This is a genomic window from Niveispirillum fermenti (genome assembly GCF_052474395.1).
Window position 1 is genome coordinate 425,161 of record NZ_CP156681.1, and the last position, 15,167, is coordinate 440,327.

Genomic DNA, 15,167 nt, shown 5'->3' on the forward strand with positions numbered 1-15,167 from the left:
CCACTGAACCCCGCACCCAGCCTTCGCCCGGCCGGAAGCGCAAAAAGCCGAAAACGCAAAAAGCCGGCCCAAAGGCCGGCTTTTTCGCATCGAGAAGGGATGGTGGGCGCGGGTGGAATCGAACCACCGACCTCTCGCTTATCAGGCGAGTGCTCTAACCCCTGAGCTACGCGCCCCCTCTCGTGGAGGGGGGTGATAGAGGGGGCGGGCCCCGGTGTCAAGCGCTTTTCGTCAGAAAAAAGCGCGCTGCGGAAAAAGGAACGCCCTCCCCCCGTCGGGAAGCCAGGGATTCCCCCGCTTTCACCGGGCTGCGCGTTGCCCGCCCCGGCGCTTGGTGTTACCAATGGGTCAAGGGGCCGGCTGGGGGCGGCCAAGGCCCCTTTTCGGCCAAGGCTTTGGCCGATGTCCGCCAGACAGGGCGACAGGGGACGGGCGCGTGTCAAGATCAGGATGGGGAGCGGCGTTGTTCGGCGGGGCGCGGATCGACCGCGCCTTGATCCTGGCCCTTCTGGCCGGCGGCATCCTGGGGGGCGCCCTGCTCTGGTCGCATGTCAGCGACCGGATCGAACGGTTCGAGACTGTGCTGGGCGTGCAGGTCCGCACCCGCGCCGGGGCCCTGGACATGCAGATGCACACCGCCATCGGCCATCTGGAAGCGCTGCGCCAGCGCGCCGAATTCTTCTATGCCGAATACCCGGCCCCCGACGAGGTGCCCGACACCAGCCTTCTGTCGACCCTGCTGGCATCCAATCCGGATGACACGGCGGGCCGGCTGTACAGCATGGACCGGCTGCCTCCGCCCTATCTGGTGGACCAGATCGGCAACATCATCGCCCTGTCATCGGCTGCCGTGGCAGCCGATCCGACCTTGTCTCGGCCCGATCATGCAGGATGGCGGCAGGAAGCGGCCATGGCCGTGCAGATGCTGCCCCTGATGGCCGTCACGCAGCGGGTCGTGCCACAGGCCCGCCGTCTCGTATATGCCTCGCTGTCGGGCATGGTGGCGGTCCAGCCCTGGGTGGAAAGCAGCCGGGACAATATGCTGTCCCGGGTCACCACCTACGCCCCCTTCCAGCGGGCGGCACCCGCCGCCAACCCGTCGGGCCGCCCCGTCTGGACCCTGCCCGACCCGGATGCTGGCGATGCGGCCAGCGCCTTCGTCGCCCTGCCGGTCAGCCTCCAGGGCCGCTATGCCGGGGCCCTGGCGCTGGAAATGCCCATCGCCGGGCTGAAGGAGACCCTGGGCGCCGTCAGCCGGAACGATGCCATGCTGCTGCTGGTCGATGCCGATGGCGGTGTGATCACGGGCAATGGCGCGGCCGGCGGGGCATCCCTGCCCCGGCATGTGCGCGATGTCTACCCGGCCGGGCTGCCGGCAGAGGCATCGGGCGAGATTGTCATCGGCCGTGGCCTGATCCAGCCGCAGATCGTGGTCGTGCCCTTGCGCAATTCACCCTGGCAGGTCGTCTATATCGCGCCGGCCCTGTCGGCCCTGCTGTCCATCCTGATGGACATCCTGATTTCCGTGGCCGGGTTCATCGCGTCGGTGCTGGTGGTGATCTTCGTGTCGCGCCGGTTGATGCAGCGGGCCCTGGCCGTGCGTGACGCGGCCGCGGCGGCCGAGCGCCAGGCACGCGCCGACGCCGAGCGCGCGCTGGCCGACCTGCGGGCCGCCCATGACGAGCTGGATTTCCTCAACCGGGAAAAGACGCGCTTCTTCTCCCTGATCTCCCATGATCTGCGCGGGCCGTTCAACGCCATGCTGGGCATGACGCAGGAACTGGCCGATCACGCGCCGAAGATGCGGGCGGAGGATACGGCCGATTTCGCCCGGTCGGTGCATGAGATGGCCCGGCGCGTTTTCGACCTGCTGGAGAACCTGCTGCAATGGTCGCGGGTGCAAATGTCGGGCACGCCGTTCGCCCCCGGCGTCTTCCCCATGCGGGAGGTGGTGGGCGACGCCATCCGCGATGTGGCGTCAGCCGCCCAGGCCAAGGATATCCAGATCCTGGACGCATCGGGCGACCGCTGGGTCCTGGCCGACCGCACCATGATCCTGGCCGTGCTGCGCAACCTGCTGATGAATGCCGTCAAGTTCAGCCATCAGGGCGGCGTCGTGCATGTGACCAGCCGGGCGTTGGGCGACCGGCTGGAACTGGCCGTCACCGACAAGGGGGTTGGCATGGAGCCGGCCCAGCTTGAGCAGGCCCTGCGCGCCGGCCCCAAGCCCAGCCGGCCCGGCACCCAGGGAGAGACGGGAACCGGCCTGGGCCTGACCCTGGTGCGCGACCTTGTGCTGCGCCATGGCGGCGAACTGAAGCTGGAGAGCATGCCCGGGCGCGGCACCATCGCCAGCTTCACCGTGCCGCTTTCCACCGATCTGGCCGAAACCCGCCGCCTGATGGTGCGCGCTGCGGATTGAGCCGGTGGACCGGCAGGCCGGAAGGGTGAATTGCATTCATCGCCGGGTGAGCGGATGGGGATTGCCGCCGGCCAGACCTACCGCATAGGCTTTGCCCCCCATCCGGCCGGAGGATGCCCATGGCCTATCGATTGCCGCCGCTGAACACCTTGCGCCAGTTCGAGGCGGCGGGCCGCCACCTGAGCTTCAAGCAGGCCGCGGACGAGCTTGGCCTGACCCCCAGCGCCGTCAGCCACGCCATCCACACGCTGGAGGACTGGCTGGGCGTGGCGCTGTTCGCGCGGGGTCACCGCAGCCTGTCGCTGACCCCCGCCGGTGCGGCCTACCTGACCCAGGTGCGCACGGCGCTGGAGGTGCTGGCCCGCGCGACGGAGGCGGTGCCGGGCCGGCGCGCCACGGGCCGGCTGTCGGTCAGCGTGGCCCCCACCTTCGGCCTGTGCTGGCTGATCCCCAACCTGCCCCGGTTCCAGGCCCGGCACCCGGAAATCGAGGTGACGGTGGATACCGCACAGCGGCAGGTGGAATTCCCGCGCGACGGCATCGATGTCGCCCTGCGGCGCGGCGATGGCGACTGGCCGGACCTCTATGCCACGAGACTGGTGACGGAGGATCTGGTGCCTGTCTGCGCACCCGCCATGGCCGCCGGCATCCACAGCCCCGCCGATCTGGCCGGCCGCCCCCTGCTGCATGTGGTCAGCACGTCGGAGGATTGGGCGGCCTGGGCCGATCTGGCCGGGGTGGAGGGGCTGGACCTGCAACGCGGATCGCGCTTCGACACGATCCACATGGCGCAGGCCGCCGCCGCGCAGGGGCTGGGCGTGGCCATCGGCCGGCTGCCGCTGGTCGCCGGGGACCTGTCGGCGGGCCGGCTGGTGGCCGTGCTGGGCCCGCCCGTACAAAGCCGGGTCAGCTACTGGCTGGTCGCAGGCCGGGAATTGCTGGCCCGGCCCGAGGTCGCCGCCTTCCGTGCCTGGATCAAGGCGGAATTGAAGGAAGGGCTTCACGGGCCGGCATAGGCCGGCCGGGCCACGGGCCGGTCATCGATCGGGAAATGCAGGGCCGCCGCCGCCAGCCCCATGACCACCGTGGCGATCCAGACCGGCGTGTAGGACCCTGTCAGGTCGAAGACCAGCCCGCCAGCCCAGGACCCCAGGAAGGCGCCGATCTGGTGGCTGAGGAAGCAGACCCCGAACAGGGCGCCCAGATGCCGCGCGCCGAACAGTCTGGCGACCAGCCCGCTGGTCAGCGGCACGGTTCCCAGCCACAACACCCCCATGACGGCCGCGAACAGCAGCACCGACACCTCGCTCTTGGGCAGGAACACGAAGGCGGCGATGGCCCCACCCCGCACCAGATAGAGCCAGCCCAGCACCTGAGGCTGCCGGTAGCGCCCGCCAAGCCAGCCGCATAGCCAGCTTCCCCCCATGTTGAACAGGCCGATGGCCGCCAGCGCCGTCGCCGCCAGACCCGCGGGCATCTGGCACAGCACCAGATAGCCCGGCAGGTGGGTCAGGATGAAGGCAAGCTGGAAGCCGCAGGTGAAGAAGCCCAGCGTCAGCATGCGATAGCCCGCATGCCCGCCCGCTTCGGCCAGGGCCGTGCGCAGCGTGGTGGGCGGCGGCGCCATGGCGGCCTTGACCACCACCGGCCCGGCAGGCCGCCGCCGGTCCAGCAGCAGGCCCAGCGGCGCCGTCACCAGGATGATGGCGGCCAGGACCAGCAGCGAGGCGGCCATGCCCCAGCCGGCATCGACGGCCTGGGCCAGCGGCACCAGCAGCGCCTGCCCGGCCGATCCGCCGGCGCTGGCCAGCCCCATGGCCATGCTGCGCCGTTCCGGCGTCACGGCCTTGCCCACAGCCGTCATCACCACCCCGAAGCTGGTGCAACTGACCCCCAGCCCCACCAGCAGGCCGAGACCCAGGATCAGCATGGACCCTTCCGGCCGCAGGGCCGACAGGGCCAGACCCGCGGCGTAGAACAGCGCACCCACCCCCACCACGGGGGCGCCCCCCCAGCGATCGGCCGCCGCCCCCGCCAGCGGCTGGGACAGACCCCAGACCAGGTTATGCAGGGCGATGGCAAAGGCGATCAGCGTCACCGGCACGCCGTGATCGAAGGAGAACGGGGCGATGTACAGGCCAAAGCTCTGCCGTGTCCCCAGCGCCGCCCCCATGATCAGGGTCGCCGCGACCATGGCCGGCAGCAGCCACAGCCAGCCCGCGCGATTATCCGCCATGCCATCCTCCCGCCGTTCCGGTCCCGGCAGTATGGAAACCGCCGGGACCCCGCGACAAAGGAGAAGGACCGGTTCCAGGATGAAGGGTTTTCACCCGGCCCGCCGGTGGCCGGGTGGCAGCCCTGCCCCCTGGCACGGGCAGGCGTGCCTTGCGCCGGGCCGTTCTGGACAGGGCTTTCCCGGATCGTTACATGAAAGGTTCCCAAGGGTGCGGACCGGCTCCGCGCCCCGTTCGGGCATTGCCAACGAGATGGTGTCCCATGACCGCGTCCACTGAAACCTTCCAGCCCTATCCCGCCGCCGAACCCAATCCGGACTTCCCCCGGATCGAGGAAGAGGTGCAGCGGATTTGGAAGGAGAACGCGGTTTTCCAACAATCGGTCGATTTCCGCCCGCTGGAAAAGGACGGCAAGCATAACGAATTCGTCTTCTATGACGGCCCGCCGTTCGCCAACGGCCTGCCCCATTATGGCCATCTGGTCACGGGCTTCGTGAAGGATCTGGTGCCGCGTTACCAGACCATGAAGGGCCGCAAGGTCGAACGCCGGTTCGGCTGGGACTGCCATGGCCTGCCGGCGGAGCTTCAGTCCGAAAAGGAACTGGGTGTTTCCGGGCGGCACGACATCCTGAAATATGGCATCGACAAGTTCAACGCCCACTGCCAGGTGTCGGTGCTGCGCTTTACCCAGGAATGGGAATATTACGTCACGCGCCAGGGCCGCTGGGTCGATTTCCAGAACGATTACAAGACCATGGACATCAGCTTCATGGAAAGCGTGATGTGGGCCTTCAAGCAGCTCTGGGACAAGGGGCTGGTCTATGAGGGTTACCGCGTCGTGCCCTATAGCTGGGCCGTGGAATCGCCGCTGTCCAACTTCGAGACGCGCCTGGACAATTCCTACCGCGAGCGCCAGGATCCGGCCCTGACCGTGCGTTTCCGCCTGCACCCGCGTGCGGGCGATGCCGGCGCGTTGGATATCCTGGCCTGGACGACCACGCCCTGGACCCTGCCGTCCAACCTGGCCTTGGCCATCGGTCCGGAGATCGAATATGCCGTCTTGCGCAAGGGCGATGACCGGCTGATCCTGGCCACGTCGGCTGTCGCGAAGTACGCCAAGGAACTGGAAGGCTACGAGCAGGAATCGACGCTGACGGCGGACGACCTGCGTGGCCGCACCTACGAGCCGATCTTCCCCTATTTCAAGGGGCTGGAGAAGGCGCACCAGATCCTGGTGGCCGATTTCGTCACCACCGGCGACGGCGTGGGCATCGTCCATATGGCGCCCGGCTTCGGTGAGGACGATTTGGCCGTCTGCAAGGCCCATGGGCTGCCGGTAAAGGTGCCGGTGGATGTGGCCGGCAATTTCACGGCGGAAGTGTCCGACTATGTCGGCCTGAACGTGATCGAGGCCAACAAGCCGATCATCCAGGACCTGAAGGCGCGCGGCGTCGTGCTGCGGCACGAGACCTATCTGCACAATTACCCGCATTGCTGGCGCACCGATCAGCCGCTGATCTACAAGGCGGTGAATAGCTGGTATGTCGAGGTTTCCAAGTTCAAGGACCGGATGGTCGAGCTGAACCAGCAGCAGATCAACTGGATCCCCGGCCATGTGAAGGATGGGTCCTTCGGCAACTGGCTGGCCAATGCGCGCGACTGGAACATCTCCCGCAACCGCTTCTGGGGCTCGCCCATCCCGGTCTGGCGCAGCGATGATCCCCGCTATCCGCGCATCGACGTCTATGGCTCGATCGAAGAACTGGAGCGGGATTTCGGGGTGAAGGTCACCGACCTGCACCGCCCCGCCATCGACCATCTGACCCGCCCCAACCCCGACGATCCGACCGGCCAGTCGATGATGCGCCGCGTGGAAGACGTGCTGGATTGCTGGTTCGAGAGCGGTTCCATGCCGTTCGCGCAGCAGCATTACCCGTTCGAGAACAAGGAACGGTTCGAGGCCGCCTTCCCCGCCGATTTCATCGTCGAATATGTGGCCCAGACCCGTGGCTGGTTCTACACGCTGATGGTGCTGTCCACGGCCCTGTTCGACTGCGCACCCTTCCGCAACGTCATCTGCCATGGCGTGGTGCTGGACGAGGATAAGCAGAAGCTGTCCAAGCGTCTGCGCAACTATCCCGACCCGGTGGAAGTGCTGAACAACCAGGGTGCCGACGCGCTGCGCTGGTATCTGGTGTCCAGCCCCCTGATGGTGGGCGGCGATCTGGCCATGCCCAAGGATGCGCGCGGCATCGCTCAAGCATTGCGGCAAGGCGTGCTGCCGCTGTGGAACGCCTACAGCTTCTTCACGCTCTACGCCAATATCGATCAGGTGAAGGGGACGATCCGCGCCGACCAGAAGGGTCTGCTGGACCGTTACATCCTGGCCAAGACGCGGGAGCTGGTGGAGGGCATCGAAGGCCGCATGGACGCCTACGACCTGCCCGGCGCCTATGCGATCATCACCGGCTATTACGACGCGCTGAACAACTGGTTCATCCGCCGTTCCCGGTCGCGTTTCTGGCGCGAGGCGGGGGAGGGCGATGGCCAGGACAAGCGCGACGCCTATGACACGCTCTATACCTGTCTGGTGACGGCGACCAAGGCGCTGGCCCCGCTGCTGCCGCATGTGACGGAGCGGATCTATACGGCCCTGACGGGTGAGGCGTCGGTGCATCTGGCCGATTGGCCGGATGTGTCCTACCTGCCGGCTGACCATGAGTTGACCAGCCAGATCGACCTTGTCCGGGAAATCTGTGCCTCGACCATGTCGCTGCGCGAGGCCAAGAAGCTGCGCATCCGTCTGCCACTGCGCACCCTGACCATCGTCCATCCCGATGCCGACCGGCTGAAGGGCCAGTTCGACGCGGTGCTGGGTGCGCTGGTCGCCGACGAGGTGAATGTGAAGCAGGTGGTGGTGTCGTCCGACATCAGCCTAGTCGGCACCCGTCAGTTGGCCGTGAACGCCGCCGTGGTCGGTCCCAAGGTCGGTCCGAAGATGAAGGAGGTCATGGCCGCCAGCAAGCAGGGCAAATGGACCGACAAGGGCGACGGCACGGTCGAACTGGCCGGTGTGGTTCTGGAAGCCGGCGATTTCGACATCCGTGTCCAGGCCAAGGAAGGCACCCACGCGGCCCGCTTCGCCGGCGGCAAGGGCGTGGTCGTGCTGGACGTAACCGTGGATGCGGAACTGGAAGCCGAAGGCTGGGCCCGCGACTTTGTGCGTGCCGTGCAGTCGACGCGGAAGGATAGCGGCTTCCAGGTCACCGACCGGATCACCATCGCGGCCCAGGTGCCGGACAATATCGCCGGCGCCCTGACCACGCATGCCGAAACGATCAAGCGGGAGACCCTGGCCCTGTCGCTGGCCGTCAATCCGGACAGCCTGCCGGGCACGCCCGTCACGGTCGACCTGTCGGGCACCAGCATCGCGCTGGTCCTGGCCAAGGCCTGAGGATCGGCACCAGCCGCCGGGCCCCCACCATGGGCCCGGCGGCGTCAGCCAGGGAGGTGACCCGCATGCAGGACCGGACGCCGCGACCGGCGGCCTTTCTGGACCGGGACGGCGTACTGAACGTCGATAGCGGCTATCCCCACCGGCCGGACCAGATCATCTGGATCGACGGGGCGGCAGACGCGGTGCGGCTGCTGAACCGGCGCGGCTATCACGTCTTTGTCGTCACCAACCAATCCGGGGTGGCCCGTGGCTTCTACGACGAAGATGCCGTGACCAGCCTGCACCGCTGGATGGCGGCGCGGCTGGCCGAACAGGGGGCACTTATCGATGACTGGCGCTATTGCCCCTATCACGCGGATGCGCCACTGCCGCGATACCGGCGGCAGAGCGACTGGCGCAAGCCGGCCCCTGGCATGATCCTGGACCTGATGCGCCACTGGCCCGTGCGGCTGCAGGGCAGCTTCCTGATCGGGGACCAGGACAGCGACCTGGTGGCCGCCAAGGCGGCGGGGCTGCCCGGCCATCTGATCGACCCGGCCGGCCTCCTCGCCCAGGTGGACCGCCTGACGGGCGGCGCCGCGATGTCTGCCACCGATACCGAACAGCCATAATCTGTGCGGATCGCCCTTTGTTACCCCTGCAATTCGCTGTCCCAGTAAAGGAAGTCCAGCCAGGTCTGGTGCAGTTCGTCCTTGGCCCAGGGCATGCGTCTGGCCGCGGCGTCAAGCTGCATGGGGGAGGGTTCCACCGGCTGGCGCATCAGCCGCATCCCCGCCTGTGCCGGCGTGCGGCTGCCCTTGCGCAGATTGTCGGCGGAACAGGAGGCGACGATATTGGACCATTCCGTCAGGCCACCCTTGCTGCGCGGAATGACATGATCGAAGGTCAGGTCCTTCGCATCATGCCGCTGACCGCAATATTGGCAGCGGAACTCGTCCCGCAGGAACAGATGGTAGCGCGTGAAGGCCACCCGTTTGCGCTTGCGGTAGCTTTTCAGGGCAACAACGGCCGGCACCTCGAAGGCGCGGGTGGCCGAATGGATGCGGACATCGTCATAGGATCGCAACTGCGTCACCCGGCCCTGGAGGACGGCGACGAACGCCTCCTGCCAGTTCCAGACGGAAAGCGGCGCCCAACTGAGCGGTTGCATGTCGGCATTAAGGACCAAAGTCCTGAGATTGCTGACGGTCGCACTCATGCCCCACCCCCATGAAATGGAGGTTGGATCAGCAACCGCACCATGTGCGAACCGGATTTCAGCGACAGCGGGTGCCTGCCGGTCGGACGGGGGGACCCGGCCAGCACCAATTCGGGACAACAATCATAAGGTGGTGACAAGATTCACCCCCAGCGCCGTTCCGTCGGTGTTCCCGACCCCCGAGCCCCGCCTTCTTCCACCCGAGGAGACACCTTGGCATCGGGCGGCGGACAGGTTGGCGGCAGGCCGGAACGTCGGAAATTAGATATAACGGCGCAGGCCGTCTGGCAACCCGCCGAAGGGCGGATTTCCGGATTTATCATGCGTCTGCAACGAAAATGACACTCAAGTCCTTGTGGGTGTTGACCTTGTGACCCGCCATCCATTGAGGGTATAGTGCGTTTGCATAGGGACCGCCCCGGTCCATCCGGCTTTCAGGACATGGCAGAACAGCCCGACGCCACCATCACCCGCTTCGCCCCGAGCCCGACGGGGTATCTGCATCTGGGCCATGCCCATTCCGCCCTGTTCGCGTTCAATGCGGCACAGCGGGCGGGCGGGCGCTTTTTATTGCGGATCGAGGATATCGATCCCAATCGCTGCCGCCCGGCATTTGAGGTGGCGCTGAAAGCGGATCTGGCCTGGCTGGGGCTGGCCTGGGCAGAACCGGTGCGCCGCCAGTCCGAGCATATGGCCGACTATGCCACCGCGCTGGAAAGGCTGGACGGGCTGGGCGTCACCTATCCCTGCTTCTGTTCGCGCAAGGAGATCGCGGATGAAATCGCGCGGGCCGGCAATGCCCCGCATCTGGTCGCCATGGGGCCCGAGGGTCCGCTTTATCCCGGCCTGTGCCGGCATCGCCCCCGGGCCGAGGCGGCCGCCCGCGTGGCAGCGGGGGAGCCGCATGCCATCCGCCTGGATGTGGCGAAGGCGGCGGCACTGACCGGCCCGCTTTCCTGGCATGACCGGGGGCGGGGGCGGACCGATGCGCTGGTCGGCCTGCTGGGCGATGTCGTGCTGGCCCGGCGCGATGTCCGCACCTCCTACCACCTGTCAGTGACGGTGGATGATGCGTTACAGGGTGTGACCCTGGTGACACGCGGGGAGGACCTGTTTCACGCCACACACGTCCACCGGCTGCTTCAGGCCCTGTTGGGCCTGCCGGTTCCGGATTATCATCATCATGGGCTGCTGCTGAACGACAGGGGCGAGCGACTGTCCAAACGCGACGGCGCCACCGCCCTGCGGGAGCTGCGGGACCAAGGGTTGGACCCGGCCACGGTGCGGGCCCGCGCACGGGGTAAAATGATGCCCATCCATGAGGGGTGCGCGATGAAGGAAAGGTAAAAGGGAACGGCGAGCGGAAACAGGCTTGATGCAATTTTAAGGATATTGTGGCCAAATATTGTGGTATGGAGACCATGCCATGCAAGATACGTCCATGTTCGATCTTTACCGCCAGCGCGTCCGCGACACCACCATCGATGACAGGACCCTTCTGTCGACGGACTATTTCAATCATTTCAACGAAGTGATCATGCTGCTGTCGATGGTTGGCGACATGCCCGACATGCTGGACGAGATCGTCGCCTGGACACCCAAGACCTATCGCCAGCATTTCGAGGAATCCGGCCTGGCCTTCGCCCCGCTGGCCATCGAAGCCTATGACCATGTGCCCATGGAATTCCGGGCGCCGTTCGATGACACCATCAACGACATGAACAGCCTGATCGTGGAGGCGGTGGCCACCCTGTCGCCCATGCGCGACGATCCGGAAATGCTGGGCTTCACGGCCGGCGACTATTGGCGGCGCCTGCAGGATCTGGTGGATCGGGGCAGCGCGATCGTCCATGGCTCCGTCCAGGACAGCAACCCCGCCGTCACCATGGACCAGAGCGAGATCGACGACCTGTTCTGACCCGCCGCGACCCGCTTGACACCCAACACGGTATCTCAGTCGCCGGCGCCAACATTCGTTGGCTTGGCGACCCCGCATGGGCGGCGCGGCGGCGACTGCCGGCCCGGCGCTTGAGGTGCCGAAAACCTTGACCATCGGTCAAGATTTTCGGCCGCTCGTATCAGATGGCACGGGGGCACGGCTGCCATGCCCCCGCCCGGCCTTGCCCCGGGTACGGCCAGCGGCCACCTTGACCCCATCCCGTCTTTCTGTTCCGGACCTCTTCCGCCATGTCGCATCCCGTCCCGCTGCTTCCCGGCCTGGCCGGCATCGCCGATCGCTATGACGGCTTCATCCTGGACCTGTGGGGCGTGGTGCATGACGGGATACGCCCCTATGACGGGGTCGTGGAATGCCTGCGCGCGCTGCGCGCGGCCGGCAAGCGCGTCTGCCTCCTGTCCAACGCCCCGCGGCGCATCCAGGCCGCAGCGGCCAAGCTGACGGCCATGGGGGTGACCCCGGACCTGTATGATGCGCTCTACACCTCGGGGGAAGCCAGTTTCGAGGCGTTGCGCGACCGCAACGACGCCTGGCACGCGGCACTGGGGCCGCGTTTGTTCCATATCGGCCCGCCGCGGGACAATGATGTCTATGACAGCCTGGGCGACCGTGCGCGCGTGGACAGCCCGGAAGAAGCGGATTTCGTCCTGAATACCGGCATCGACGACTATGACGAGACCCTGGTCGATTATGCGCCGCTGCTGCAGCGTTGCCGGAACCTGGGGCTGCCCATGCTGTGCGCCAACCCCGATCTGGTGGTGGTGATCGATGACCGGCTGGTGCTGTGTGCCGGCGAACTGGCCCGCCACTATGGCGAACTGGGCGGCGATGTCCGTTATCACGGCAAGCCGCACGCCCCCGTCTATCGCCGCTGTTTCGACCTGCTGGGCGGGCTGCCCCCCGGCCGCATCCTGGCCGTGGGCGACAGCCTGCGCACCGACATCGCCGGTGCCAATGCCGCCGGCATCGACAGCCTGCTGATCACCGGCGGCATCCATCGCGAGGAACTGGGCACCGTGCTGGGGCAGTTGCCGGGGCCGGCGGAACTGGGCCGGCTGCTGGAAGCCAGCCCGCACCGCCCGACCTGTGCCGCCGCCGGCCTGCGCTGGGACTGATGCCGCTCTTGCGATGAGCAGAACTCATCGCAAGGTGGTCCGGCGGCGACCACCGCCGCACGGCCCCGGCCGCGTCGCCAAAACCCACACCCAAAGCCAACGCCCAAAAGCTACCGCATGAGGGGCACTGGCGATTGCAGGGCATGATGCAGCCGGGGCCGGTGCCGGATCACCCGGGGTCGAAGACGCCCAGCGCCCGCCGGAAGACGGCGGAATAGTCGGCCGCCGTGCCGAACGCCGCCTGTTCCTCCTGCAGGCCTGCCAGGCGCGGCGACGCATCGGAGGCCGTGCGGAAATAGCTGAGGATGAAGATACGCAGCGCCGCGGTCAGGGCGCTGTCCCCCCGGCGGGCATCGATCATCGTGACGATATCGTTCATCAGATGCGATTCGCGCCGGCATATCTCGGTCAGACAGTCCCATAACAGCGGTTCCATCCGAACGCTGGTCCGCTTGCCACCGACAATGACATTTCGGCACACAGCCCGCATGGACTCCGGCGCCGTATCTTCGGGATTCGTCGGGGGACGACGTTTTGCGGCCATCTGGAACCGTCCGTCCTATTGTCAATCGTTGTTCGCAGTTGTGCGGAACATATTGAATCTACTTGTATGTGACAATGGGTTGTCGCGGGTGCTATGATAGCCATTCCGATTACCCGTTTTCCGGCAAGGGTTTGTAACAGGCCAGCGACATTGTTTCGGCAAGGAAACCCTGCGCGACAGCCCGGTGATGTGCGCTATGATGCCAGCCGATTCCCCGCCCTGCCCCACCCATCCGGACGCCCCCCGATGCCCCCTTCCAGCAACCGCCCCCGTGTCACCCCCGGCATTCCGCTGGGTGGAGTCGTCGCCGTCCTGGTCACCGCCGGCACCATCGGCTGGGCGTTGGCCACAGGGGACAGGGATGGCGGCGGCTGGTTGACAGGGGCGGAGCAGCATTTCGCCAGGATCTCCGACCATCGGAGCCTGAAGACGGAGGTTGAGGTCAGGACGACCAGGTCGGCCGACAGGACGGAAGTCCGCGCCACGACAGGCCATCGGCCCCATCAGGCCGTCGACATGGCCGCCATCGGACGCAGTGTCGATGCGGCCCTGGAAACGGCCGCGAAGGCCGCCACGGCCAAGGCCGACGCCACACGCGGCAGGGACCCGGACATCCGCTACCTGGACCGGTCCAGCGACCAGGACGGCACCAACCGGCTGACCGCCACGGCCCTGGCACCGGCCGGCCTGCGGCTGGCCAACGTGAAGGGAAGTGTGAAGATCAAGGTGGCGGATGCGGGCGACCAGATCCTGTTCACGCTGGAGAACAGCCGCAAACGGTTCAACCTGTCCATCCGCAACGGGGTCCTGTGGATCACGGGACCCGGCCCCGACAGCGACCCCGCCGTGACGCTGGAAGTGTCGGTCCCGCGCGGCACGCCCCTGCTGGTGAACAATTTTGCTGGCGATCTGACCGTCGATGGTGACCTGCAGGCGCCGGCGCGCCTGGAACTGGCCGAAGGAGAGATGGCCATCGGTGGCCTGGAATCGGCCAGTGTGCGCATCACCCGGTCGGGCACCGTGTCGCTGGGCACTGTCCAGGGTCTGGCCGCCGTGCGGGTCACGGGCCAGGGCGACGTGAATATCGGCAAGGCCGGTACGGCCGCCCTGGACCTGACCGGTCCCGCGAGCGTGCGGCTGGGCGTGGTGGACAACGGGCTGAGCGTCAATGTGCCGGGGCCGGGCACGATCAAGGTGGGGTCGGTGTCCGGTGCCGTGGCGGCGGCCATTCCCGGCCCCGGCACCCTGGACATCGGCGCCGGCACGGCCAGCAGCCTGACAGCCGGGCTGACGGGACCGGGAGAACTGCATTTTGGCGGCACGGCGCGCGACCCGCAAATCCTGCTGACGGGACCGGGCCGCGTCATCCTGGCCGGGCATGAGGGCACGCCCAACGTCTATCATCTGGGCAAGGGCGAGGTGCGGCTGGCGCGCTGATGCCGCGGGGCCGGTCTCACGCCTCCCGCTCACCCGCCGCAGCGTCGCCCTCACCGGAATGGACAGGCACCAGCCCATGGCCCAGGGCGACGCGATCGTCAAAGACGAAGCAGCCGCCCTGCCACAGGCTGTCCTGCGGCTCGATCCGTTCCAGATAGTTCAGGATGCCGCCCTTCAGGTGGTAGACCTCCCCGAATCCCTGCTGGAGCATATAGGCTGTCGCCTTCTCGCAGCGGATGCCACCCGTGCAGAACATCGCCACCCTGCGCTGCCGGGCCGGGTCCAGGTTGCGGCGGACATAGTCGGGGAACTGCCCGAAGCTGGCCGTGCCGGGATCGACCGCCCCCCGGAAGGTGCCATGCGCCACTTCAAAACTGTTGCGCGTATCGATCACCAGCGTGTCCGGGTCGCTGATCAGGGCGTTCCAGTCCTCCGGCTCGACATAGGTGCCGACGGCGCGCAGCGGATCGGCTGCCGGCACGCCCATCGTCACGATCTCCTTCTTCAACCGCACCTTCAGGCGGCCGAAGGGCAGGCTGCCGGCCTGCGACCAGCGTGGTTCCAGCGGCGCGATACCGGCAATCGCCGCAATCCGGCCGACCACGCCCTCCATCAACGCGGCCGGCCCGGCGATGGTGCCGTTCAACCCTTCCGCCGCCAGCAGCAGGGACCCGCGCACGCCGGCCGCCGCCATCATGTCGTAAAGCGGCTGGCGCAGGTCGCGGAAATGCGGCAGCGGGTGGAAACGGTAAAGCGCGGCGACGGCGATATCGGTCATGGCAGGCGGGTCCGGTCTGGCTGAC

General features: G+C 67.1%; 12 protein-coding genes and 1 tRNA gene. 8 read left to right on the top strand and 5 right to left on the bottom strand.

Features of this window, described 5'->3' with window-relative positions:
- Positions 1-100: 100 nt before the first annotated feature.
- A tRNA-Ile gene (locus ABC728_RS13450) sits at positions 101-176 on the bottom strand.
- A gap of 260 nt (positions 177-436) precedes the next feature.
- Between ABC728_RS13450 and ABC728_RS13455 the strand changes: the two genes are divergently transcribed.
- Positions 437-2,422: a sensor histidine kinase gene (locus ABC728_RS13455; protein ID WP_416618851.1), complete on the top strand. Its 1,986-nt coding sequence runs from the start codon at positions 437-439 to the stop codon at positions 2,420-2,422.
- A 119-nt stretch (positions 2,423-2,541) separates the two neighbouring features.
- On the top strand, positions 2,542-3,438 hold the full coding sequence (gene gcvA, locus ABC728_RS13460; protein WP_445376568.1) for a transcriptional regulator GcvA: 897 nt from the start codon (positions 2,542-2,544) through the stop codon (positions 3,436-3,438).
- Here gcvA and ABC728_RS13465 read toward each other — a convergent pair.
- Positions 3,423-4,658: an MFS transporter gene (locus tag ABC728_RS13465; RefSeq protein ID WP_416618853.1), complete on the bottom strand. Its 1,236-nt coding sequence runs from the start codon at positions 4,656-4,658 to the stop codon at positions 3,423-3,425. The two genes, gcvA and ABC728_RS13465, sit on opposite strands and share 16 nt — an antisense overlap.
- Before the next feature lie 260 nt (positions 4,659-4,918).
- Between ABC728_RS13465 and ileS the strand changes: the two genes are divergently transcribed.
- Positions 4,919-8,110, top strand: a complete 3,192-nt coding sequence (gene ileS, locus ABC728_RS13470; RefSeq protein WP_416618854.1) for an isoleucine--tRNA ligase — start codon at positions 4,919-4,921, stop codon at positions 8,108-8,110.
- 65 nt (positions 8,111-8,175) lie between these two features.
- Entirely contained in the window at positions 8,176-8,724 is a 549-nt protein-coding gene (locus ABC728_RS13475; RefSeq protein WP_416618855.1) for a D-glycero-alpha-D-manno-heptose-1,7-bisphosphate 7-phosphatase, read from the top strand.
- Positions 8,725-8,744: 20 nt separating this feature from the next.
- On the opposite strand, the gene ABC728_RS13480 is transcribed toward ABC728_RS13475, so the two are convergent.
- The gene (locus ABC728_RS13480) at positions 8,745-9,311 is read right to left on the bottom strand and encodes an HNH endonuclease (RefSeq protein WP_416618856.1); all 567 of its coding nucleotides are present in this window, start codon (positions 9,309-9,311) and stop codon (positions 8,745-8,747) included.
- A 441-nt stretch (positions 9,312-9,752) separates the two neighbouring features.
- On the opposite strand from ABC728_RS13480, the gene gluQRS reads away from it, so the two are divergent.
- The 3 genes from gluQRS (at position 9,753) to ABC728_RS13495 (ending at position 12,383) form a co-directional block, all read left to right on the top strand.
- The gene (gene gluQRS, locus ABC728_RS13485) at positions 9,753-10,658 is read left to right on the top strand and encodes a tRNA glutamyl-Q(34) synthetase GluQRS (RefSeq protein WP_416618857.1); all 906 of its coding nucleotides are present in this window, start codon (positions 9,753-9,755) and stop codon (positions 10,656-10,658) included.
- Between the two features lie 79 nt (positions 10,659-10,737).
- Entirely contained in the window at positions 10,738-11,229 is a 492-nt protein-coding gene (locus ABC728_RS13490) for a hypothetical protein (protein WP_416618858.1), read from the top strand.
- Positions 11,230-11,498: 269 nt separating this feature from the next.
- The gene (locus ABC728_RS13495) at positions 11,499-12,383 is read left to right on the top strand and encodes a TIGR01459 family HAD-type hydrolase (RefSeq protein WP_416618859.1); all 885 of its coding nucleotides are present in this window, start codon (positions 11,499-11,501) and stop codon (positions 12,381-12,383) included.
- Positions 12,384-12,552: 169 nt separating this feature from the next.
- Here the strand turns inward: ABC728_RS13495 and ABC728_RS13500 are convergent, their stop codons facing one another.
- Positions 12,553-12,927: a ribbon-helix-helix domain-containing protein gene (locus ABC728_RS13500; RefSeq protein WP_416618860.1), complete on the bottom strand. Its 375-nt coding sequence runs from the start codon at positions 12,925-12,927 to the stop codon at positions 12,553-12,555.
- A 246-nt stretch (positions 12,928-13,173) separates the two neighbouring features.
- Here ABC728_RS13500 and ABC728_RS13505 point away from each other — a divergent pair, with 246 nt between their 5' ends.
- Positions 13,174-14,364 (top strand): hypothetical protein, encoded by a 1,191-nt coding sequence (locus ABC728_RS13505; protein ID WP_416618861.1) that lies wholly within the window; start codon positions 13,174-13,176, stop codon positions 14,362-14,364.
- 16 nt (positions 14,365-14,380) lie between these two features.
- Here the strand turns inward: ABC728_RS13505 and trhO are convergent, their stop codons facing one another.
- Positions 14,381-15,142, bottom strand: coding sequence for an oxygen-dependent tRNA uridine(34) hydroxylase TrhO (trhO, locus tag ABC728_RS13510; protein WP_416618862.1), 762 nt, complete (start codon positions 15,140-15,142; stop codon positions 14,381-14,383).
- Positions 15,143-15,167 lie beyond the last annotated feature (25 nt).

Excerpts from the sequence above, each read along its gene's own strand:
- gcvA (WP_445376568.1), top strand. The coding sequence starts at position 2,542 with ATGGCCTATCGATTGCCGCCGCTGAACACCTTGCGCCAGTTCGAGGCG.
- ABC728_RS13465 (WP_416618853.1), bottom strand. The coding sequence starts at position 4,658 with ATGGCGGATAATCGCGCGGGCTGGCTGTGGCTGCTGCCGGCCATGGTC.
- ileS (WP_416618854.1), top strand. The coding sequence starts at position 4,919 with ATGACCGCGTCCACTGAAACCTTCCAGCCCTATCCCGCCGCCGAACCC.
- ABC728_RS13475 (WP_416618855.1), top strand. The coding sequence starts at position 8,176 with ATGCAGGACCGGACGCCGCGACCGGCGGCCTTTCTGGACCGGGACGGC.
- ABC728_RS13480 (WP_416618856.1), bottom strand. The coding sequence starts at position 9,311 with ATGAGTGCGACCGTCAGCAATCTCAGGACTTTGGTCCTTAATGCCGAC.
- gluQRS (WP_416618857.1), top strand. The coding sequence starts at position 9,753 with ATGGCAGAACAGCCCGACGCCACCATCACCCGCTTCGCCCCGAGCCCG.
- ABC728_RS13490 (WP_416618858.1), top strand. The coding sequence starts at position 10,738 with ATGCAAGATACGTCCATGTTCGATCTTTACCGCCAGCGCGTCCGCGAC.
- ABC728_RS13495 (WP_416618859.1), top strand. The coding sequence starts at position 11,499 with ATGTCGCATCCCGTCCCGCTGCTTCCCGGCCTGGCCGGCATCGCCGAT.
- ABC728_RS13500 (WP_416618860.1), bottom strand. The coding sequence starts at position 12,927 with ATGGCCGCAAAACGTCGTCCCCCGACGAATCCCGAAGATACGGCGCCG.
- ABC728_RS13505 (WP_416618861.1), top strand. The coding sequence starts at position 13,174 with ATGCCCCCTTCCAGCAACCGCCCCCGTGTCACCCCCGGCATTCCGCTG.
- trhO (WP_416618862.1), bottom strand. The coding sequence starts at position 15,142 with ATGACCGATATCGCCGTCGCCGCGCTTTACCGTTTCCACCCGCTGCCG.